Source organism: Pseudomonas sp. SM4 (assembly GCF_051913165.1).
GTDB lineage: Bacteria > Pseudomonadota > Gammaproteobacteria > Pseudomonadales > Pseudomonadaceae > Aquipseudomonas.
Genome location: NZ_JBODOE010000005.1, coordinates 139,124 through 159,798, shown reverse-complemented (window position 1 = coordinate 159,798; position 20,675 = coordinate 139,124). Strand labels below are relative to the sequence as shown.

The 20,675-nt window shown below is 59.5% G+C and carries 17 protein-coding genes; 13 read left to right on the top strand and 4 right to left on the bottom strand.

Annotation, left to right across the window (positions count from 1 at the left end; genetic code table 11):
* Positions 1-125: 125 nt before the first annotated feature.
* Positions 126-440 (top strand): hypothetical protein, encoded by a 315-nt coding sequence (locus ACQ4MY_RS11485; protein WP_008087988.1) that lies wholly within the window; start codon positions 126-128, stop codon positions 438-440.
* 99 nt (positions 441-539) lie between these two features.
* Here ACQ4MY_RS11485 and ACQ4MY_RS11480 read toward each other — a convergent pair whose 3' ends face one another.
* Entirely contained in the window at positions 540-980 is a 441-nt protein-coding gene (locus ACQ4MY_RS11480) for a carboxymuconolactone decarboxylase family protein (RefSeq protein ID WP_440095152.1), read from the bottom strand.
* 307 nt (positions 981-1,287) lie between these two features.
* Here ACQ4MY_RS11480 and pdxR point away from each other — a divergent pair, with 307 nt between their 5' ends.
* From pdxR to ACQ4MY_RS11455, 5 genes are all read left to right on the top strand, one after another.
* Positions 1,288-2,721, top strand: coding sequence for a MocR-like pyridoxine biosynthesis transcription factor PdxR (pdxR, locus tag ACQ4MY_RS11475; RefSeq protein WP_440095151.1), 1,434 nt, complete (start codon positions 1,288-1,290; stop codon positions 2,719-2,721).
* Positions 2,722-2,844: 123 nt separating this feature from the next.
* On the top strand, positions 2,845-3,138 hold the full coding sequence (locus ACQ4MY_RS11470; RefSeq protein ID WP_008087993.1) for a putative quinol monooxygenase: 294 nt from the start codon (positions 2,845-2,847) through the stop codon (positions 3,136-3,138).
* Positions 3,139-3,370: 232 nt separating this feature from the next.
* Positions 3,371-3,775 carry a cupin domain-containing protein gene (locus tag ACQ4MY_RS11465; protein WP_440095150.1) on the top strand — a complete coding sequence of 135 codons (405 nt, stop codon included), beginning with the start codon at positions 3,371-3,373 and terminating at the stop codon, positions 3,773-3,775.
* Positions 3,776-4,004: 229 nt separating this feature from the next.
* Positions 4,005-4,718, top strand: coding sequence for an ATPase (locus ACQ4MY_RS11460; RefSeq protein ID WP_440095149.1), 714 nt, complete (start codon positions 4,005-4,007; stop codon positions 4,716-4,718).
* Between the two features lie 251 nt (positions 4,719-4,969).
* Positions 4,970-6,217 carry a hypothetical protein gene (locus tag ACQ4MY_RS11455; RefSeq protein ID WP_440095147.1) on the top strand — a complete coding sequence of 416 codons (1,248 nt, stop codon included), beginning with the start codon at positions 4,970-4,972 and terminating at the stop codon, positions 6,215-6,217.
* A gap of 98 nt (positions 6,218-6,315) precedes the next feature.
* On the opposite strand, the gene ACQ4MY_RS11450 is transcribed toward ACQ4MY_RS11455, so the two are convergent.
* Positions 6,316-11,211 carry an NAD-glutamate dehydrogenase gene (locus tag ACQ4MY_RS11450; RefSeq protein ID WP_440095146.1) on the bottom strand — a complete coding sequence of 1,632 codons (4,896 nt, stop codon included), beginning with the start codon at positions 11,209-11,211 and terminating at the stop codon, positions 6,316-6,318.
* A 504-nt stretch (positions 11,212-11,715) separates the two neighbouring features.
* On the opposite strand from ACQ4MY_RS11450, the gene ACQ4MY_RS11445 reads away from it, so the two are divergent.
* The 7 genes from ACQ4MY_RS11445 to ACQ4MY_RS11415 all read left to right on the top strand — a co-directional run bounded on the left by ACQ4MY_RS11445 (position 11,716) and on the right by ACQ4MY_RS11415 (position 19,232).
* Positions 11,716-12,069, top strand: a complete 354-nt coding sequence (locus tag ACQ4MY_RS11445; protein WP_008088001.1) for a hypothetical protein — start codon at positions 11,716-11,718, stop codon at positions 12,067-12,069.
* Positions 12,070-12,389: 320 nt separating this feature from the next.
* Entirely contained in the window at positions 12,390-13,349 is a 960-nt protein-coding gene (locus ACQ4MY_RS11440; RefSeq protein WP_003218556.1) for an AAA family ATPase, read from the top strand.
* 5 nt (positions 13,350-13,354) lie between these two features.
* Entirely contained in the window at positions 13,355-14,299 is a 945-nt protein-coding gene (locus ACQ4MY_RS11435; protein WP_008088002.1) for a DUF58 domain-containing protein, read from the top strand.
* Positions 14,296-14,793, top strand: coding sequence for a DUF4381 domain-containing protein (locus ACQ4MY_RS11430; protein WP_064119837.1), 498 nt, complete (start codon positions 14,296-14,298; stop codon positions 14,791-14,793). The genes ACQ4MY_RS11435 and ACQ4MY_RS11430 overlap by 4 nt, the downstream gene beginning before the upstream one ends.
* Positions 14,786-15,865, top strand: coding sequence for a vWA domain-containing protein (locus ACQ4MY_RS11425; RefSeq protein ID WP_440095144.1), 1,080 nt, complete (start codon positions 14,786-14,788; stop codon positions 15,863-15,865). The genes ACQ4MY_RS11430 and ACQ4MY_RS11425 overlap by 8 nt, the downstream gene beginning before the upstream one ends.
* Complete coding sequence (locus ACQ4MY_RS11420) at positions 15,862-17,598, top strand: tetratricopeptide repeat protein (RefSeq protein WP_440095143.1); 1,737 nt, start codon at positions 15,862-15,864, stop codon at positions 17,596-17,598. The genes ACQ4MY_RS11425 and ACQ4MY_RS11420 overlap by 4 nt, the downstream gene beginning before the upstream one ends.
* Positions 17,595-19,232, top strand: a complete 1,638-nt coding sequence (locus ACQ4MY_RS11415; protein ID WP_440095142.1) for a BatD family protein — start codon at positions 17,595-17,597, stop codon at positions 19,230-19,232. Before ACQ4MY_RS11420 ends, ACQ4MY_RS11415 begins: the two co-directional genes overlap by 4 nt.
* 106 nt (positions 19,233-19,338) lie before the next feature.
* Here ACQ4MY_RS11415 and ACQ4MY_RS11410 read toward each other — a convergent pair whose 3' ends face one another.
* Both ACQ4MY_RS11410 and ACQ4MY_RS11405 read right to left on the bottom strand, forming a co-directional pair.
* The gene (locus tag ACQ4MY_RS11410; RefSeq protein WP_440095141.1) at positions 19,339-19,752 is read right to left on the bottom strand and encodes a hypothetical protein; all 414 of its coding nucleotides are present in this window, start codon (positions 19,750-19,752) and stop codon (positions 19,339-19,341) included.
* Positions 19,753-20,087: 335 nt separating this feature from the next.
* A complete protein-coding gene (locus tag ACQ4MY_RS11405) occupies positions 20,088-20,456 on the bottom strand; it encodes a hypothetical protein (protein ID WP_440095140.1) in 369 nt (122 codons plus the stop codon).
* Between the last annotated feature and the right edge of the window lie 219 nt (positions 20,457-20,675).

The window sequence follows — 20,675 nt, the reverse complement described above, 5'->3', positions numbered from 1 at the left end:
ATCCTGAGGGCTGTTTATGAATCTGGTGTGACGGGCGGTGCAAAAAAACCATCACGGGAATTGCGCACGGCTTGCACTAGACTCAAGCCAAAGCGCGGCCCCGTCGGGCCGGCCAGGAGGCGAGCATGAACACACTGTGGCGATTGAGCCTTGGCGGGCTGTTGTTGATGGCGCTGTCGAGCGCTTATGCCGAGCAGCCGTTGGGATGTGTCGAGGTAACGGTCGGCGGTTACAAGGCGCCGAATTACGACTGTTTGAGCCAGCAGATGGGCAACAACCCTGAAGGCGCTGCGGCGGCAGAGAAGAATCAAGAGGCGCTGAATGTGCCGGTGAATAAGCGTCCGCCGAATCAGGTTGGGCTGGCGACGCCGGCGGCGACCAGTACGCGGATGGGCAATACCTTTGGCACCTCGGTGAAACCGCAACGGCCGGCGAATTAGGGCAACGTCACAATCAAAAGATCGCAGCCTTCGGCAGCTCCTACATGGGATTTTGATCGTTCCCTGTAGGAGCTGCCGAAGGCTGCGATCTTTTGATCTTCAATCGCTAGGCGTTTGGCGAAAGCTCACCGCGAGGCGGTTCCAGCTGTTGATGGTGGTGACGGCCATGGTCAGGTCAACCAGTTCACCTTCGCTGAATTGCTCGCGCGCCTGCTGATACACCTCATCAGGCACGCGGCTTTCCGCCAACAACGTCACCACCTCCGCCCAGGCCAACGCCGCACGCTCGCGCGGGTTGAAGAAGTTGCTGTCGCGCCACACCGCAATCGCATACAGGCGCCGATCACTCTCCCCGGCCCGCCGCGCGTCCACCGAGTGCATGTCGGTGCAGAACGCGCAGCCGTTGAGTTGTGAAGCACGGATGCGGATCAGTTGCAGCAGCGGCTGCTCGATACTTAGGTTGGCGGTCAGCGCCTCCATGGCAATCATCGCTTTCATCGCCTTGGGCGAAGCGTTGTAGTAATCCAGGCGCGGGGACATGGCGGTTCTCGGTGGACGGAATAATGACTTCACCGTAAACGCCGACAGCGGCGCATTACAGCCCCAATTGCACGGAAAACCGCTACACCACTGAATCCCCGCCAAACACCAATCCCCCTGTAGGAGCTGCCGAAGGCTGCGATCTTTTGATGTGGTCTTTTGAAAAGCGAGATCAAAAGATCGCAGCCTTCGGCAGCTCCTACAGGGATTGCGCCAATTTTGGGTTTTTGGGGTGCGCAACTGTTGTGGATCACGCTTCAGCGGTAATCTGGCCGGCACGCCTAATAGCCTCGGGAGCCTCGTCGGTATGGAACTTCATGTCGTGATCAACGGCCGCAAGGATCTTGCCGGTCAGTTGTATCAGCAGTTGCGCGGTGCCATTGAGTCAGGGCGCCTGGCCGCTGGCACGCAATTGCCGCCCAGCCGTCTGCTCGCCGAGCAACTGGGGATTTCGCGCAAGACCATTTCCGACACCTACGCGCAACTGACCTACGAAAACTTCCTCACCGGGGTGATCGGCAAAGGCACCTACGTCAACGCGCGCCGGGCGCAGGTCCAGCGCAAGCAAAGCCACAGCGAACTGGCCAGTGCCGAAGTGATCGAGAGCTGGCGCAATCTGCCGGTGTTTCTGCGCCACCCGACGCTGGAAGGCTCGCTGCGCTACGACTTCATCGGTGGTGCGACCAGCAAGGGCCAGTTTCCGCAGGATGACTGGCGCCGCTGCGTCGCCCATGCGATGCGCCAGATGGGCCAGTCCAAGGGTTTCTACAGTGTCGCCGAAGGCCTGCCGGCGCTGCGCAATGCGATTGCCCGGCACATCGCGTTTTCCCGTGGGATCAACTGTCAGGACGAAGACATCGTCGTGTGCAACGGCGCGCAACAGGCGCTGGACCTGATCACCCGCGTGTTGATTCGCCCCGGCAGTCTGGTGGCGATGGAAGATCCCGGTTATCCGCCGGCACGCCTGCTGTTCGGCACCCATGGCGCCGAGGTGGTGGGGATTCCGGTGGATGCCGAGGGCATTCAGGTCGAGCACATTCCCGATGGCACGCGCCTCATCTATGTGACGCCGTCGCACCAGTTTCCGCTGGGCATGCCGATGAGTCAGGCGCGCCGTGAAGCCTTGCTGGCTCGCGCTCATGAGTTGGGCGCGATCATCATCGAGGACGACTATGACAGCGAGTTCCGCTACGAAGGCCGGCCGACCGATTCGCTGTTCAATCTCGATCAGCGCGGCATGGTCGCCTACGTCGGCACATTCTCGAAAACCCTTTTGCCGGAATTGCGCCTGGGTTATGCGATCCTGCCGCCGGCGATTCTTGAAGCGGTGATCCGCGCCAAGCAACTCACCGACCTGCACGCCTCGACCCTGCCGCAATGGGCGCTGGCCAAGTTCATCGCCGAGGGCTGCCTGCTCAAGCATATCCGCCGCTGTCATGCGATCTACGCGCAGCGCCGCGAGCGGATTCTCGCGCGTATGGCGACTGATCTGGCGCCATGGCTGGACGCGGTGCCGGCCAGCGCCGGGTTCCATATGGCGGTGTTCTGCAAGGTGCCGATCGACCTGGCGCTGGTGATCGAGCTGGCGAGAAAAGTCGAAGTCGGTTTGTACTCGATCAACGGCTTCTATTATCAGCAGCCGCCAAAAAACGGCCTGTACTTCGGCTTCGGCGCCATCGAAACCCTGGACATCGATATCGCCCTGGATCGCTTGCGCGACATCCTGCAACAAGTTGCCTGAATGATTGGCCTAAAGATTTAACCGCCGATTGGTTATTGGTGTTCAGGGGGTGCAGGCCTATCCTGCACAGGCGTTATCCCTCAATGAGCAGGATTCGTCCGGCCTGATTCAGGAGTGTGAGCAATGTCCAACGAAGTGATCAATACGGTCCAGGTGCAGGCCGCCGCCGGCCGCTCGGATGAACTGGGCAAGCAACTGCAGAAGATAGTTGAAACCCTGCGCGAAACGCCGGGCTGCGATTCCTACCTGGTCGACCGCTGCCCCGAGGACAGCCACCGCTGGACGGTCAGTGCGCGCTGGCAGTCGGAAGCGGCGATGCAGGCGCATTTCAACCGGCCCGAGGCGCAAGGGTTTATTGACCTGATCGATAGTCGATTGGCCAATAGTGTGGACTTCAATAGTTTCCCTATCGTCTGAGAGCAAGATCAAAAGATCGCAGCCTGCGGCAGCTCCTACAGGGTTTTGTGTCGTTCGATAATTAAATGAACGACACAAAAAACTGTGGGAGCCTGGCTTGCCAGCGATGGCGTACTCAAACACGCTGAATAACCTCCAATTGGTCACCCAATCTTCCCGAATATTGGCCGTTTGAATGCGCCACCCTGCGGACTACTGTGATTGCACCCCCAACCCTCACAGGTAGCCCGCCATGAAAACCCTGCCCTTCTTCGCCGCCGCCCTCGCCTTGAGCCTCTGCGCCTCGGCCGCTTTCGCCCACGACCCCTCGGAAAAAGTCACCGTCCTCCAGGACCAGATACTGAAAAACGCCCCTGGCAAAAAAGCCATGATGATCGAGGTCGACTACAAACCCGGCCAGTCCTCCATCGCCCACAAACACGACGGCACCGCGATGGCCTACGTGCTCGAAGGCGAGGTGATTTCCCAGGTGAAGGGCGAACAGGCGATCACCTACAAGAAGGGTCAATTCTGGTACGAGCCCGCCGGCTCCGAACATCTGGTCTCGAAAAACGCCAGCAAAACCAAGCCGGCGAAGTTGCTGGTGTTCATGGTGCTGTCGCCGGATGAGCAAGTGCTGATTCCGCTGAAAAACTGATGGATGTTTAATCAGCCATAAATAAAAAGGCGCAAATCATCGATTTGCGCCTTTTTATTTCCCGACGCAATTAACCGAATCGGGTTACAGCGAATAAAACTATTCAACAGCAAACCAGACAGCGAATTGTCAGGTTACTTAAAGCTTGACGGGGTTAGTCTGAATTAACTGCCGTCATTGACGACAACTTAAAACTTTCCGACTGATGTTGTTTCACGGGAGAAACACCATGAAACTTGCGTTTGCCAGTGTGTTGGCGATATCGGTTTTAACCTTGTCCGCCTGTTCGGTCCCTACCGCCCCGAAAGCAGTCTCATCCCTGGATACGTTGCTGCCTCATCCAACCGGCCGCAGCAGCGCCACGTTGGTCAAAAGCGGCCCCGGTGTTTCCCTAGGCGTGGTCTACAGCCCGAGCACCCAGACCAACCGCGAATACCTGCGCGACTACCAGGCCAACGCCGGCACCGGTTTCGGCCAGAGCCTGCTGGTGCAACCGATCCACGATGCCTACGTCGCCAGCTCAAAACCAGACATGGCGGTGGAATGGGTCAACGCCTCCTTACAGCGTCAATTCGGCTCAGTGACGGTGTATCCGGACATACAAAGCCTGCGTGCGGCCCGGCCAGATGTGGTGGCGATCGTCGACACCCACAGCCAACTGATTACTTCACGCAGCTCCGATATCAAGGCCGACGTCAGTGCCGATTTTTATGATGCGCGGTTGAACTATATTGGTACGGCGAAAGGTTCGGATGCACGGGAATTGACGCCGGTGTGGGCGGACTTCAAGCGTTCGGAAGAGATCGTGGCGGATATTAATCAGCAGCAGGATGTGCAAGTTCGGGCGCTGCAGAAGTTTGACCAGTCGCTCAACAATTTAGTCGCACGGCCTGCGGACAAAGTGTCGATGTTTGATAGTCAGCAAGGTCAGAAGTTGTATTGAGATAAAGGGCGCCATCGCGAGCAGGCTCACTCCTACAGTTGGAATGCGTTCCCCCTGTAGGAGTGAGCCTGCTCGCGATGGCGCCAGTTCTGACGACAAATTCTCTCCCAGTCATACGAAACCCAGGCCGTCCACTGTCAGAGTTGACAGTAGACGGTCATCGGTCGCCAGTTTCCTAATGAGCCTCTCCGATTTGAACGGCTGCAATGAATGTTCAAGTCATCGGAATATTGCAAACACGAGACTCAGTCATGACTACCGTACAGCTTGAACCGAAGATACCGGCCCATCTCGACTTTGATTTCGCCGGCAAAGGTGAGCTCATCATCAATATGCCAGACCACGAAATAGGCGTCGGTGCGGGTGTCGACACGGACGCCAACAACAATATCGTCTACGTCGCCAACTCCGATCGCAAGTTCGTCATTGGCAGGATTCGGCCAAACGGCGAACCTGATCTGACTTTCGCGGATGAAAGCCAGCTCAAAGATGAATTTGCCGAAGGTTATGCTTCGTCTGCAACCAGTGTTTCAGTCATGCCTGGCACCGGAAGAATTCTGCTCAGCGGCGGCTACACAGGCAAAATGGGGTACCTCCCCGCTTTCGCCCTGTTTGACTCGAACGGCAGATACGTAAGGGAGTTTGGCAATGAAGGCAAAGTCATTGTTGCCCTTCCCCTCGGAGCCCGAACACTGCAGCAGTCTGATGAGTCTGCACAGGCGTCAGTCAGCGTTAACAGCCATCCAGTCGTTACTAATGACGGAGGAATTCTGTTTGTTTCAAACGGGTACATCATTCGACTAAAAAGCGATGGCAGCACGGATGAGGGTTTCAACCATGGCATGGGCTACATCAACGTCACGCACGCGGAATATCAGCTGACTACCAACTGCCTGTTGCAGACCGACCCGGATTTTATTCTGGTGGGTGGCATTGCCCGGGTCAACGGAAAGCATTTCGGGATGATGGCTCGCTACCATATGACAGGCGAGCTGGACACAAACTATGCAAAAAACGGCTTTTACTTTCTCACCTCTTTGAAAGCGTTCAGCCGTCTCTTCAAATTAGTGGCCATCGATAAAAAAAGGGTGATTGGCATTGGCAGCTTTGACTCGGAGTCGAAAAAAGGGTTGCTCATTTGCGTGGATGAGAACGGAGAGACTGACCTCAACTTCAACAGCGGTGCCCCCGTACTGACACCCGATGATGCAATACCACATTTCGTTTGGAACAGCGGCGCAGTAGATACCGAAAACCGTGTGTTAACCGTTAGCGATTCAATGACCAACTTCGACGACCTCAACGCCATCGCGATTGCACGGTACTTGCCGAATGGAAGTCCTGACACCTCATTTGCCCCGCGAATCGGCTGGACACGAGCGAAAGCGTCTCAAGGGGAAGCCATCTCCGTTGATACGCTCGGGCGAGTTGTGGTCATCGGCACCACGGCATTTACTGAGAATCTTAAGCGTCCGAAGCTGCTGCGCTTTATTGCTTGAACCAACGCATCGCTCCTTAGCACCTGAACTGGACAGCTTTCAGGTATAAAAAAGCCCCGGCATCTCTCGACACCGGGGCTTTTTCATTCAGCCACTACTTACGCCAGTTCAAGCTCGGCATTCGCAGCAACCGCAGGCACTACCGCTTGCCCACTCAACGCCAGATCCAGCAGTTCACGGTTGGCCACTGCATACATGGCGTAGTCCGTGCCGCTCGCAGCGCGGATTTCCACCAGCATGGCGCGCCAGCGCGAGATCATGCTTTCGTGCTGTTCCATCCACAGCGCCAGGCGTGTTTCCACGTCCTGAGTGCCGTCGCCCTGTTGCAGGACGGAGATGGTGATCGCACGTTGTTGCCAGTCGACGTCGTCACGGAACGCTTCACGGGCCAGGGCTTGCCAGTTGTTTTCAACCGGCAGTGCGCTGATCTGTTGCAGGTACCAGGTGATGTCCAGCGCGCTGCCCACGGCGAAGTAGGCTTTCGCCACTTCGGCAGGGTTCTGGCCAGTCACGTCGGACGCTTCGATGATCGGCAGCAAGGTGTACAGGTGCGAGGTGCCCGCAACCATACGCGCCAGCAATTCCGGCACACCGGCTTCGACGTACGCCTGATAACGCGCCTGCCAGTTTTCACGGATTTCGCCGCTCAGCAGTTCGTCGAGTTTCAGGCCCAGCTCTTTCAGGTGCGGACCGAAATGCGCGACGTCACGGGCAGCGTTCTGCTCGTTGCGACGGGCACGCAGGAACCAGCGCGTGGCGCGACGGCCCAGACGCATCAGCTCGTCCATCAGTTCCAGCTGCACGTCAGCGCTGACTTGGTAGTCCAGCGCTTCGATCTGACGGAACCAGTGCGGGAGGTGGAAGATGTCGCGCACGATCACATAAGCGCCGGCCACGTTCGCCGGGCTCATGCCGGTCGACTCTTTGAGTCGTTGAACGAAGGTGATGCCCATGTGGTTGACCAGGTCGTTGGCGATCTGGGTGCTGACGATCTCGCGCTTCAGACGGTGACGACGCATGGCTTCGGAGAACTTGCTGACCAGCGTCGGCGGGAACGCCGTTTCCATGTCGCGGGTCAGGTAATCGTCGTCCGGCACCAGCGAGCCCAACAGCTGCTCTTTGAGATCGATTTTGCTGTACGAGATCAGCACCGACAGCTCAGGACGGGTCAGACCGTGGCCTTCGGCAATACGCTCGTTGATCTGCTCTTCGGTCGGCAGGAACTCGATGGCACGGTCCAGCTTGCCACGGCCTTCCAGATCGCCCATCAGACGCTTGTACTCAGCGATGCGCGCATAAGCACGACGCGCCGCCAGCGACAGCGCCTGAGTCTGCTTGTAGTTGTTGCCCAGCACCAGATTGCCGACTTCGTCGGTCATGCTCGCCAGCAACTGGTTGCGTTGCTTGTCGGTCATGTCACCGGCCTGAACCACTTCGTTCAGCAGGATCTTGATGTTTACTTCGTGGTCGGAACAGTCCACACCACCGGCGTTGTCGATGAAGTCGGTGTTGGAACCACCGCCATTCAGACCGAATTCGACACGACCCAGTTGGGTCATGCCGAGGTTACCGCCCTCGCCCACCACTTTGCAGCGCAGCTCGTTACCGTTCACGCGTAGTGCATCGTTGGCCTTGTCGCCGACATCGGCGTGGCTTTCAGTGCTGGCCTTGACGTAAGTACCGATACCGCCGTTCCACAGCAGATCCACCGGCGCCTTGAGCAAGGCGTTCAGCAGTTCGGTCGGGGTCAGCTTGTCAGCCTTGATGTCGAAGCGTTCCTGCATCTGCGGGGAGATTGCGATGCTCTTCGCGCTGCGCGAGAAGATACCGCCACCTTCGGACATGATGCTGGTGTCGTAGTCGGTCCAGGCCGAACGCGGCAGGTCGAACATGCGCTGACGCTCGACGAAGCTGGTCGCCGGGTTCGGGTTTGGATCGATGAAGATGTGCAGGTGGTTGAAGGCCGCGACCAGTTGCAGCTTGTCGGACATCAACAGGCCGTTACCGAACACGTCACCGGCCATGTCGCCGACGCCGACAACAGTGATGCTGTCTTCCTGAACATTGATGCCGCGCTCGCGGAAGTGACGTTGTACGCCGACCCACGCGCCTTTGGCGGTAATGCCCATTTTCTTGTGGTCGTAACCGGCCGAACCACCGGACGCAAACGCGTCACCCAGCCAGAAGCCGTAGTCGATGGCAATGCCGTTGGCGATGTCGGAGAAGGTCGCAGTGCCCTTGTCCGCTGCCACTACCAGGTACGGGTCGTCATCGTCGTGGCGAACCACGTTCAATGGCGGCACCAGCGCGCCGTCTTTCAGGTTGTCGGTGATGTCCAACAGACCAGAAATGAAGATGCGGTAGCAGGCGATGCCCTCGGCCGCGATCTCGTCACGGCTGCCGCCCAGTGGCAGGCGACGCGGCAGGAAGCCGCCCTTCGCGCCCACTGGCACGATGACCGAGTTCTTCACTTGTTGAGCTTTAACCAAGCCGAGGACTTCGGTACGGAAGTCTTCTTCACGGTCGGACCAGCGCAGACCACCACGAGCGACGTTACCGAAGCGCAGGTGCACGCCTTCAACGCGTGGCGAGTAGACGAAGATTTCGAACTTCGGCACTGGCTTCGGCAGTTCAGGGATCGCGTGTGGGTTGAACTTGAAGCTGAAGTACGACTTGTTCTGGCCGTTGGCATCAGTCTGATAGAAGTTGGTCCGCAGCGTGGCTTTGATCAGATCGAGGTAACGACGCAGGATGCGGTCTTCGTTGAGCACCTGAACGTCGTCCAGTGCGGTCAGAATCGCTTGTTCCAGACGCTGTTGCTTGTCTTCCAGATCGTCGTCGCTGAGCTTGCGCGCCAGATAGAAGCGGGTCTTGAACAACCGGGTCAGCTCACGAGCGATGTCGGTGTGGTTGTTCAGGGTGCTGGCGATGTAACCCAGATCGAAGCCCAGACGAATCTGCTTCAGGTAACGGGCGTAAGCGCGCAGCAGTGCGACGTCGCGCCAAGGCAGGCCGGCGGTCAGCACCAGACGGTTGAACGCATCGTTCTCGGCTTCGCCACGGACGATGTGGACAAAGGCGTCCTGCAGGGTGTCGTTGAGTTGCTGGATGTCGAGGTCCAGACCTTCAGCGGCGGTGAACGCGAAGTCGTGAATCCAGAACTCGCGGCCATTGGTGTGACGCAGACGGTACGGGAATTCACCCAGCACGCGCAGGCCGAGGTTTTCCAGAATCGGCAGCACGTCGGACAACGCCAGCGGCGTGTCGGCGTGGTACAGCTTGCAATGCAGCTCGCGTTGGCCGGAAACCTGACCGAGCGGCTGATAGAAGCTCATCACCAACGGATTTTTTTCGTTGAGGCTCAGCAGGTGCTGCATGTCGACCACGGCCGAATGCGCTGCGAAACGCTCGCGATAACCGGCCGGAAAGCCTTTCGGGAAGTCGGCCAGCACGTTGGTGCCGTGGGCTTCGCCGAAGCTTTCGACGGTCAGTGCAGCGTAATCGTCCTGCCAGCTGCGGCAGGCTTGCACGACTTCTTTTTCCAGCAGCACCGGGTCGATGTCGAGACGGTTTTTCGGGTCGACACGCAGAATCAACTGCACGCGCGCCAGCACCGACTCGGAGAAGAACGTCCAGAATTCGCAATCGGAAGCCTTCAGGCGCTCCATCAGCACTTGCTGGATCTTCTGGCGAACTTCGGTGGAGTAGATGTCGCGCGGCACGTAGGCCAGGCAGTAGCAGAAACGACCGTACGGGTCTTTGCGCAGGAACACGCGGATCTTGTTGCGTTCCTGGATCTGCACGATCGACATCACCGTGGTGAACAGTTCGTCGACCGGGGTCTGGAACAGGTCATCACGCGGCAGCACTTCCAGCACCTGCGCCAGTTCCTTGCCCAGGTGAGCCTTGGACTGGAAGCCGGAGCGCGTTTCGATTTCTTCGACCTTGCGGCGGATGAACGGGATGACCCGCACGCTCTCGCCATACACCGAGGAGGTGTACAGGCCCATGAAGCGGTGTTCCTTGATGACTTTGCCGTCAGCGTCGATTTCACGGATCGACACGTAATCCGGGTAAGCCGGACGGTGTACACGGCTCGGGTGCGCAGCCTTGGCGAACGACAGCAGGGTCGGTTCGCGCAGGTAGTTCACCGCGTAGTCTTCGATGCGCAGGTCATCGTAGGTCAGGCCGGTGCGCAGCAGTTTGGTCAGGCCGAGGAAGGAGTTCTGGTCGTACTCGATGTGGCCGCCATCGGCCTGATCGGTGACCACGAATTCTTCGTAGCCGAGGAAGGTGAAGTGGTTGCCCACCAGCCATTCCAGGAAGCTTTTGATTTCGTTCTTTTCGTCGGCATCGACGGCAAACGCGCTGTTGTCGAGCTGGGTGAGGATGTCCTGCACCTTGGCTTTCATCGGCTCGAAATCGGCGACCGCAACGCGGACTTCACCGAGAACCTGTTCCAGCTCTTTGCTCAGCACATTCAGTTCGGCCGCGTTGGCGCAGCGGTCGATTTCCAGGTACATCAGCGATTCGTGCAGAACGCCTTCGCCGGTGCTGCCCTTCGGCAGGATTTCCAGCAACTCGCCCTTGCTGCCACGACGCACGCTGAGCACGGTGGTTTGCAGGGTGTGGATGCTGTAGCCGCGACGGTTCAGTTCGGTACGAACCGAGTCGACCAGAAATGGCAGGTCGTGGTGCAGGACTTCGACCGCGGTGTGGGTCGACTGCCAGCCATGACGCTCGTAATCGGGGTTGTAGACGCGCACTTGCGGTTGCGCGTGATCGAAGCGCTCAAGCAGGCGCCACGCAGAGAGAGTACAGCCAGCGAGGTCGGAGAGACGACGTTGAGTCAGCTCGTCCAGGGAAATGATGCCGAAGAATTGTTCAGCGAACAGCGCCACTTGTGGCAGTGCCTGTTCACTGATGTGCTGCGCCAGTGCCGCTTGCAGTTGGTGCTGGAAGTCGGCTTTGCTGGCTGCGGTGAAGAACGCCATCTGTGGTACTCCGCTTAAGCTTGTTATTGATGGAAAGCGTCGCGTGCAACACCCCTTTCGGGGCTTGTGTCGCCCTGTTCCTGATTCTCGGGCAGAGGAAACAGAGGGACAGGTGGGTGAAGCTGGACGAGACACTCAGGTCACATTCACCTTCCATTGAATGGGCATCTGCAAAAGCGACTGCCGACGGTGCCGGCAATGCCTTTACGGGTGCTCATCCGTTGCGCAGCTTAATGGGTGCGACAATGTGTCTGCTTGCGGTGCTGCGACATATTCGGTCATCGGCACGTAAACCAAGGCTTTCGCACCGGTAAACACTAGCACTCGTGGCGCAAAACGCTGGTCTGAATCCCCGTTTTTACGGTACATGCGTGCCAGAAATGACCATTGACCCACGTCGCGTTCACGACACATCCTCTGACACTCTCACATGCAGAAATTCCCGAGGACTGGCAGAATCGCGCCCATTAGCGACCGACACGCCCCTTGAGGCAGGAATTGACCATGCAAATGACCACCGCCCTACTGATCGTCAACCCGTGCGACGACGAAGAAGACAACATGGCCATGCTGTGCTGCCACAGCGACAAGGGCGACATGTTCCTGATGAGCCGCTACCCGGATGAGGATGAGCTGGAGATCACCCTGGATGGCGAGCCTTCGACGCTCGACGGGGTGAAAGTCACGCTGACTTCGACGCTGCTGAAAATCGAGATCGCGGCGGCGGATGCCGATGCGTTGAATGGGGATGATGTGCTGGAGATCAGTTTCAATCCGGACATGGTGGACATGGATGAGGTTGTCGAGACCCTGAAGAACATCCTTGATGGGACGGGTACCTTCATTAACGAAGTTTGATGGTGTCCGGACTGGCCCCATCGCTGGCAAGCCAGCTCCCACAGGTATCAGCGGTGTGAACGCGATCTATGCAACACATCGGTCCCTGTGGGAGCTGGCTTGCCAGCGATGAGGCCTTCGCAGACAGCCAAAAGATCGCCGCCTGCGGCAGCTCCTGCATTGGAATGCAATCACCTGTAGGAGCTGCCGCAGGCGGCGATCTTTTGCCCTTTTCTACAAAATGCCGTTAGTCGCCACCCCCCGCGATGGATTAAAGTAACGCCCCCAGCCCCGGCGTTATCCGAACGCCCGTGGCCACCCCTTTCCAGGAACAGTCACCGATGGAACATCGTGAAGCGCTATTGGCGCTGCGAACCTTTCTTTCAACGCAGATTCTCGGCCAGGAAAAACTCATCGAGCGTTTGCTCATCGCCCTGCTCGCCGACGGCCATATGCTGGTCGAGGGCGCTCCGGGTCTGGCCAAGACCAAAGCGATCAAAGAACTCGCCGAGGGCATCGAAGCCCAGTTCCATCGCATCCAGTTCACCCCGGACCTGCTGCCGGCCGACATCACCGGCACCGAGATCTATCGCCCGGAGACCGGCAGTTTCGTGTTCCAGCAAGGGCCGATCTTCCACAACCTGGTGCTGGCGGACGAAATCAACCGCGCCCCGGCCAAGGTGCAATCGGCGCTCCTCGAAGCCATGGCCGAGCGTCAGGTCAGTGTCGGCCGCAGCACCTACGAGCTGTCGCCGCTGTTTCTGGTGATGGCCACACAGAACCCGATCGAGCAGGAAGGCACGTATCCGTTGCCAGAAGCGCAGCTCGACCGTTTCCTGATGCACGTAAAAATCGGTTTCCCGGATGCCGCCGTCGAACGCCGTATCCTCCAGCAGGCCCGTGGCGAAGCGCTGAACGGTGAGACCAAACCCGAGCGCCGTGTCAGCCAGCAGGCGATATTCGCTGCACGCAAGGAAATCCTTGGTTTGTACATGGCCGACGCCGTGGAGGAATACCTCGTGCAACTGGTCATGGCCACCCGTACGCCGGCCAAGTTCGACCCGGAAATGGCCGAGTGGATCGCCTATGGCGCCAGCCCGCGCGGTTCCATCGCCCTCGACCGCTGCGCCCGCGCCCATGCCTGGCTGGCCGGTCGCGATTTCGTCAGCCCGGAAGACATTCAAGCGGTGCTGTTCGACGTGTTGCGTCACCGCATCATTTTGTCGTTTGAAGCCGAAGCCGCCGGCATCGATCAGGATCGGGTGGTGCAGCGGATTCTCGACGTCGTAGCCGTCGCTTGACCCCCATGAACGCCCCCCTGCCGTCCGAACCGGGCATCCGCGTCAGCCTCGCCGAGCTGATCGAGATGCGCCACCGGGTGCGCGAAGTGCAGCTGTTTTCCACGCCGAGCCAGCGCAGCCCGCTGATCGGCCTGCACCACTCGAAATTCCGTGGTCGCGGCGTCGACTTTGATCAGGTGCGGGTGTATCAGGCCGGCGACGACGTGCGCACCATCGACTGGCGCGTGACGGCGCGCACGCAAGAGCCGCACACCAAGCTGTTCCATGAAGAACGCGAACGGCCGATTTTCATCATGGTCGAGCAAAGCACGCGGCTGTTTTTCGGCTCCGGGCTGATGTTCAAATCAGTGCTGGCGGCGCAAGCAGCGGCATTGATTGGTTGGGCCGCACTGGGCCACAACGACCGGGTGGGCGGGCTGGTGTTCGGTGACAACGAACACTACGAAATCAAGCCACGGCGCAGCAAGCAGAGCCTGCTACAACTACTCAACCGCCTGGTGAAGGTCAATCAGTCGCTGCACACCGAGCGTGAGCCGGATCGCGATGCCTTTGGCGTAGCCCTGCGCCGCGCCCGCGAAGTGCTGCGGCCCGGCAGCCTGGCCATCGTGATCTGCGATGAACGCGCGTTGTCCGACAGCGCCGAACAACAGTTGAGCCTGCTGGCACGCCATTGCGATCTGCTGATGCTGCCCATCTCTGATCCGCTGGATCACGCCCTCCCCGCTGCCGGCCTGCTGAGGTTTGCCGAGCGCGGCGCACAACTGGAACTCGACACGCTGAATTTCGACCTGCGCCAGACTTATCGCGCCCAAGCCGAAGCACGCATCGCCCGCTGGGAACTGCTCGCGCAAAAGTTGCGGGTGCTGCTGATGCCGCTGAGCACGCAAAGTGAAATGGTCGAGCAGATGCGCGAGTTCCTCAATCCGCAGCGTCCGGGGAAAGGTCGATGAACGGCCTCGAACAACTGCAACCGCTGATCTCGCCGCCACCGATTGCCTTCTGGCCTCCGGCGCCTGGCTGGTGGCTGCTGCTTCTGTTGCTGCCGCTGCTGGGTTTCGCCGCGTGGAAGCTGCGCCGTTTCATTCCCATGAAGAAACGCCCGATCGTACGCGCGGAGCAGCCGCTCGACCCGGTGCGCATCGCCGCCCTCGCCGAACTGGCGCAGATGCCCAAGCCCTACGACGGCGCCCCGGCCGGTGCCTGGCTGCAACAACTCAACGGCCTGCTCAAACGCCTGTGCCGCAACCATTATCCGTACAGCCAGAGCCACACCCTCAACGGGCGTAAATGGCTGGCGTTCCTTGATAACCGCTGCCCGGCGGCGGGCCTGACGCGCTGGATGGTGCTGGTCGAAGGCGCGTACAAACCGGAATGCAAACTCGACGATAAAGCCATCGCCGGCCTGACCCAAGCCGTCGACACGTGGATTCGCAAACATGTTTGAGTTCGCCTGGCCGTGGATCTTCGCGCTGTTGCCGCTGCCGTGGTTGATGCGCCTCGTATTGCCGGTGGCCGACAGCGGCGAACCGGCGCTGAAAGTCAGCTTTCTGTCCGACCTCGAAGGCCTCGCCCGCCGTCGCGCCCGCGCAAACCTGCCGGCGTGGCGCCAACAGGCGCCGTTCATGCTCCTGTGGCTGTTGCTGTTGACCGCCGCCGCGCGCCCGCAATGGCTCGGCGAACCGTTGCCGATTGCCGCCAGCGGCCGTGATCTGCTGGTGGCGGTGGACGTCTCCGGCTCCATGGATTTCCCAGACATGCAGTGGCAGGACGAAGACGTCAGCCGTCTTTCACTGGTTCAGCATTTGCTCGGTGACTTCCTGGAAAGCCGCGACGGCGACCGCGTTGGCTTGATCCTCTTCGGCAGTCAGGCGTACCTGCAAGCGCCACTGACGTTTGATCGCCACACGGTGCGCGTCTGGCTCGACGAGGCGCGGATCGGCATCGCCGGCAAGAACACCGCCATCGGTGACGCCATCGGTCTGGCGCTGAAACGCCTGCGCATGCGCCCGGCGCAAAGCCGTGTGCTGATTCTGGTGACTGACGGCGCCAACAATGGCGGTGAAATCGATTCATTGACCGCAGCCAGATTAGCCGCCAGCGAAGGCGTGAAAATCTATCCGATCGGCATCGGCGCCAATCCGGAAGACAGCGGTTCGACCGGTCTGCTCGGCGTCAATCCGAGCCTGGACCTCGACGAACCGGCGCTCAAGGCCATCGCCGAAGTCACCGGCGGGCAATACTTCCGTGCGCACGACGGCAAAGAGCTGCAAGCGATCAAGGACACCCTCGACCAGCTCGAACCGGTGACCCAACAACCGACCCAGGCGCGTCCGGCGCAAGCCTTGTATCACTGGCCGCTGGCGCTCGCCTTGTGGTTGAGCCTGTTATTGGTCGCCCGTGAATTGTGGCCGGATAACCCGCTGCAACGCCTGTTCACCAAGGAACTGTATCTGCAAAGTCCGCTGCCTGACTGGCGCGAGCGCCTCAAGCGCCTGCGTCTGCGGAGGCGCCGATGATCGCGCTCTGGCCGCACTGGTTCCGCCCTTGGTGGTTGCTGTTATTGCCGCTGCTCGGCTGGCTGATCTGGCAGCTCTGGCACCGGCAGAAACGTGCCGGGCGCTGGCAGATGATTTTGCCGCCGGCGTTTCATGCCACCTTGCTCAGCGGTGGCAGCGGGCGCGACAGCAAACTGCCGTGGATCGCCCTTGGCGTGGCGTGGCTGCTGACGATTCTGGCGCTGCTCGGGCCGAGTTGGGAGCGCGTCGAACAGACCAGCCAGAAACCCGCCGACCCGTTGGTGGTGGTGCTGGAACTGACCCCGGAGATGCTCGCCACCGACTCGCCGCCGACGCGGCTGGAACAGGCGCGGCGCAAGCTATTTGACCTGTTGCAGGCGCGCAGCGATGCGCAGACCGCGATTGTCGTTTACGCCGGCAGCGCGCACACGCTGGTGCCGCTGTCGGATGATCTGGCGACCAGTCGCAATCTGCTCGATGCGCTGAAACCGTCGCTGATGCCGGAAAGCGGTCATCGCGCCGATCTGGCGGTGAGCAAAGCGCTGGCATTGTTGAAACAGGGCGCGCTCGGTCAGGGACGGATTCTGCTGATCGGCTCTTCCTTGAACGAAGAGGAACGCCAAGGCATTCGTCGTGCGCTCAGCGGTGAATCGGCGCAACTGCTGATGCTCGGCGTCGGCACCGCTGAAGGTGCGCCGATTGCCCAGGAGGACGGCAGCTTCCTCAAAGATGAACAAGGCGCGATTCGTGTGCCGCAACTCGACAGCCCGGGCCTGAGCGCATTCCTCAACAGCGTCGGTGGTGAATACCACCCTGCCCGCCTCGACGAGGCGGATCTTGGTGCGCTCGGCCTGCTCAACGGCCCGCGCAGTCTGCGCGACGATGGCCAGACCGTACGCCTGGATACCTGGGCCGATCAGGGTTACTGGCTGCTGTTGCCGCTGTTGTTGCTGGCTGCGTGCGCCGGGCGGCGTGGCTGGTTGTTCTGCCTGCCGCTGCTGTTCTGCCTGCCGCAGCCGAGCTACGCTTTCGACTTCGAAGATTTGTGGCTGCGCCCGGATCAACAGGGCCTGCACTTGCTCAAGCAGAAACGCCCCGCCGAAGCGGCGCAACATTTTGCTGATCACCAGTGGCAAGGGGTGGCGTTGTACGAGGCCGGCGACTACAGTGGCGCCGCTCAGCGCTTCGCCGAAGGCAGCGATGCCCGCGCCCACTACAATCGTGGCAACGCGCTGGCAAAAAGTGGTGAGCTGGAAGCGGCGATCGATGCCTATGAACAGGCCCTGGAGCTGCAACCGGACTTGCGCCCGGCGCAAACCAACAAGGCGCTGGTAGAGAACCTGCTGAAGCAGAAACGTACGCCGCCGCCCGCCGAACCGGAACGCAAACCGACCGAGCAGAACCTGCCCGGCGACGAGCCGCCGCCCGCGACCGCCGCGCCGCCGGCCGTGAAAAGCGAAAGCCCGAGCGAAGCGCAACCGGCCGAGCCTGCCAGCGAACCGCCACCGACCACACCGCCGCAGCCCGGCCCCAATGAAATACCGGGCAGCGATGAGGAAGAGCAGACGGACACCGTGCCGACCCTGCGCCCAAGCGAGAACAACCTCGACGGCGAGCAGCGTCAGGCTCTGGAACAATGGCTGGGCAAGATCCCGGACGATCCGGGCGAATTGCTGCGACGCAAATTCTGGTACGAACAGCAACAACATCAGGATCAGGAAAACACTCGATGACCCGCTTCACCGCTCTCTTGCTGCCCCTGCTGATTTGCTCGGCCATCGCTGATGGCGCCGAGCTGACCGCCAGTGTGGATCGCAGTCGCCTGAACTCCGGCGAGACGGTCGAGCTCACCCTCGAAACCAGCGACGTCACCCAGTTTGGCAAACCCGACCTGACACCGCTGGAGCCGCTGTTCGAAGTGCGTGGCACGCGCCAGGTCAACCAGCTCAACACCCTCAATGGCGACAACCGCGCGACCACGCGCTGGATCATCACGCTGTTGCCGAAAGAGAACGGCAGCGTGGTGATTCCGCCATTGCAGATGGGCGACGTGCAGAGCCAGCCGATCACCGTGCAAGTGGTTGAAAGCGATACCCGCGAAGACAAGAACAGCCTCGATCCGGTGTTCATCGAAGCCAGCCTCGACCAGTCCAGCGTCTATGTACAGGCCCAGGCGATCCTGACGTTGCGCATCTACCATTCGGTGTCGCTGTACGACGACAGCAGCCTGACCCCGTTGCAAATCGCCGATGCGCGCATTGAGCAGTTGGGCGATACGCGCACCTACGAAAAAGACCTCAACGGCGTGCGGCATGGCGTGATCGAAATGCGATATGCGATCTATCCGCAGCACAGTGGTTTGCTGACGATTACCCCGCAAACGTTCAGCGCCACGCTGGTCGATACGCAGCCCGCACAAGACAACAATGCGCAGGGGCCGAAGCCGGGCAAACTGATGCGCGTCAGTTCCTCGGCGATCCCGTTGACGGTCAAACCCAAGCCGCTCACTTATCCGGTCGATGCCCCTTGGCTGCCGGCGCGCAGCCTGAGTTTGAGCGAGAGCTGGAACCCTGAACCGGAGCACACGCAGATCGGCGACTCGCTGACCCGCAGCCTGACTCTGAAAGTCGAAGGCCTGGCCAGTTCGCAACTGCCGGCACTGCCCGCCACCGACGTCAACGGTTTGCGCCGCTACCCCGATCAACCGGTGCTGAGCAATCAAAGCACCGAACGCGGGCTGGTCGGCAGCCGCGAAGAACGCGAAGCGCTGGTGCCGAGCCGCAGCGGCGCCATCGATTTACCGACGGTGGACGTGGTCTGGTGGAACACCTTCGAAGATCACCTGGAACACAGCAGCCTGCCCGCGCGCACGCTGCAAGTGGCCAACAACCCGAGCCTGCAGGTCGACACCCCGGCCGGTACGCTGCAACCGAGTGTCGTCGATAACGATGTGTTGTGGTGGTGGAAGCTCAGCACGCTGATTCTCGCCTGCACCACCCTGCTCGGCTTCGGCCTGTGGTGGCGCGCGCGCTGGCAGCCGGCGGTGCATCGCGCCGCCCAAACCGGCCCAAGCCCGCGCACCTTGATGGACGACATCAAACGCGCAAGCCAGGCCAACGACCCGCAAGCGACACGACAGGCGCTGGATGCGTGGGCACGTCAACAGCCGGAAACCCTGGCGGACATGGCGGCACGCTTTGTGCCCTTGTCGGATGCCCTCGACGGGCTCAACGGTGCGCTGTACAGCGAGACTGGCCAGCATTGGCAGGGTGAGGATTTGTGGCGAGCGATCCGCACGATTCCGACCGCTGAGCGCGTACACGACCCAGTGGGTGACAGTGGGTTGCCACCGCTTTATCCGAAGTAAAAGATCAAAAGATCGCAGCCTTCGGCAGCTCCTACAGGGGAGTGTATTCCCCGTGTAGGAGCTGCCGAAGGCTGCGATCTTTTGATTTGCTTTAGGTCGAGTGTTTCTATGGCAACTTGACCAGTACGATCTCATCAGAACCCTTTGGCAGTTCCAGCAAGTATTTCCAGGATTCAAGAACTTTTTGCCATTCCTGCAAGGTGAACTTGCTGTCTGGCTGGCCAATCCAGTCATCGTTGATCGATATATCGACTTGCACACCCTTTGTATCAATATTCAGAACAACGTCGTTTCCACCTGCACAAATTGATTGCTCTGTGCCGTTCATTACCGAAATCAAATACCCAAGCAACCGGTCGCAGGCAGCCGGGTGTTGTGCAATTGCAAGCAGTACGCTGCAGACATAAAGTTCATAACGTGCCCCTCCTGCCTGCCCAGGACTGACTTGCGCCATCTCATAAAACACCTCGCCCACGACAGGATGGTTTCCAGCAAAGTGATGAAAAAACTTCAATTCCATGAATTCTATCCAGCCTCAGGTGACTCATTTACTTCCTTTATATAAGAAGTAAAGCTTCCCCCCCCTAGATCCACATGCATCCGCCCGCACGGCTGGCATCGATAAACCGTAACTGCCCCTTGGTCTATCGTTTCGTAGAATTCTTCTTCAGACAGCCAGCGATTTGCTAGCGCACAGCCAATTTCATCTATCTTCTGTTCAGCCACCAGAGACATTTCAAACTCGGACGTCCCTCGCGACAGGTTAATAACGTGACCGCATACACAAGCAACCTTTGGCATGGCTACTGAAGCTTCCTTTTCTGTTCAAGCGCTGTCTTTGACTCACCGTAGTTCTTAAGAAAGAAACACATTGCGCACGGTGTCCATGTCCGACTGAATGGCTTTCAGTTCTTCGTCATCGGCCCCGGCTTCAACCAGACTCTCAACGCTGCACTGCCCGTACGTATCGATCAAAATAGTCAACATATCAACCGCGTAGGGACTATCTTTCGATAACTTCAGGCCTCGTCGGTGGCCTTCCATATAAATCGCAGTCTGCAGGATTGCATTCGGGCCATGTGCGTCTTTGCGCATCAGGCGCTCCAGTTCATCCTGAGCATAGGCAAACGCCTGCTCCGGACGAAATCCGAGCTCATCCATCGCGTGAAAATAAAGCCCTTTAACCATTCCTCTGGCCTGATTGAACAAGCTTTCAACGCGCATTTCCCTTCTACTCCGGGTCAATCAGCGGTAATTCGCAAGCAGCGAAAACGATATCAATATAGTGGCGCGATGGTAGGCAGCGGACGTCAGGGCGTCAATTTAGAAATCGACGTGATCGCGCGCGTCCTGCTCCCGGACAAGCCCCACCCGCGCAATAATCTGTAAACTCTCCCCTCTTTCGCCGCCCTTCATTTCCTCGCGGCCATCACCTCTTTAATT

Excerpts from the sequence above, each read along its gene's own strand:
- ACQ4MY_RS11485 (WP_008087988.1), top strand. The coding sequence starts at position 126 with ATGAACACACTGTGGCGATTGAGCCTTGGCGGGCTGTTGTTGATGGCG.
- ACQ4MY_RS11480 (WP_440095152.1), bottom strand. The coding sequence starts at position 980 with ATGTCCCCGCGCCTGGATTACTACAACGCTTCGCCCAAGGCGATGAAA.
- pdxR (WP_440095151.1), top strand. The coding sequence starts at position 1,288 with ATGGAACTTCATGTCGTGATCAACGGCCGCAAGGATCTTGCCGGTCAG.
- ACQ4MY_RS11470 (WP_008087993.1), top strand. The coding sequence starts at position 2,845 with ATGTCCAACGAAGTGATCAATACGGTCCAGGTGCAGGCCGCCGCCGGC.
- ACQ4MY_RS11465 (WP_440095150.1), top strand. The coding sequence starts at position 3,371 with ATGAAAACCCTGCCCTTCTTCGCCGCCGCCCTCGCCTTGAGCCTCTGC.
- ACQ4MY_RS11460 (WP_440095149.1), top strand. The coding sequence starts at position 4,005 with ATGAAACTTGCGTTTGCCAGTGTGTTGGCGATATCGGTTTTAACCTTG.
- ACQ4MY_RS11455 (WP_440095147.1), top strand. The coding sequence starts at position 4,970 with ATGACTACCGTACAGCTTGAACCGAAGATACCGGCCCATCTCGACTTT.
- ACQ4MY_RS11450 (WP_440095146.1), bottom strand. The coding sequence starts at position 11,211 with ATGGCGTTCTTCACCGCAGCCAGCAAAGCCGACTTCCAGCACCAACTG.
- ACQ4MY_RS11445 (WP_008088001.1), top strand. The coding sequence starts at position 11,716 with ATGCAAATGACCACCGCCCTACTGATCGTCAACCCGTGCGACGACGAA.
- ACQ4MY_RS11440 (WP_003218556.1), top strand. The coding sequence starts at position 12,390 with ATGGAACATCGTGAAGCGCTATTGGCGCTGCGAACCTTTCTTTCAACG.
- ACQ4MY_RS11435 (WP_008088002.1), top strand. The coding sequence starts at position 13,355 with ATGAACGCCCCCCTGCCGTCCGAACCGGGCATCCGCGTCAGCCTCGCC.
- ACQ4MY_RS11430 (WP_064119837.1), top strand. The coding sequence starts at position 14,296 with ATGAACGGCCTCGAACAACTGCAACCGCTGATCTCGCCGCCACCGATT.
- ACQ4MY_RS11425 (WP_440095144.1), top strand. The coding sequence starts at position 14,786 with ATGTTTGAGTTCGCCTGGCCGTGGATCTTCGCGCTGTTGCCGCTGCCG.
- ACQ4MY_RS11420 (WP_440095143.1), top strand. The coding sequence starts at position 15,862 with ATGATCGCGCTCTGGCCGCACTGGTTCCGCCCTTGGTGGTTGCTGTTA.
- ACQ4MY_RS11415 (WP_440095142.1), top strand. The coding sequence starts at position 17,595 with ATGACCCGCTTCACCGCTCTCTTGCTGCCCCTGCTGATTTGCTCGGCC.
- ACQ4MY_RS11410 (WP_440095141.1), bottom strand. The coding sequence starts at position 19,752 with ATGGAATTGAAGTTTTTTCATCACTTTGCTGGAAACCATCCTGTCGTG.
- ACQ4MY_RS11405 (WP_440095140.1), bottom strand. The coding sequence starts at position 20,456 with ATGCGCGTTGAAAGCTTGTTCAATCAGGCCAGAGGAATGGTTAAAGGG.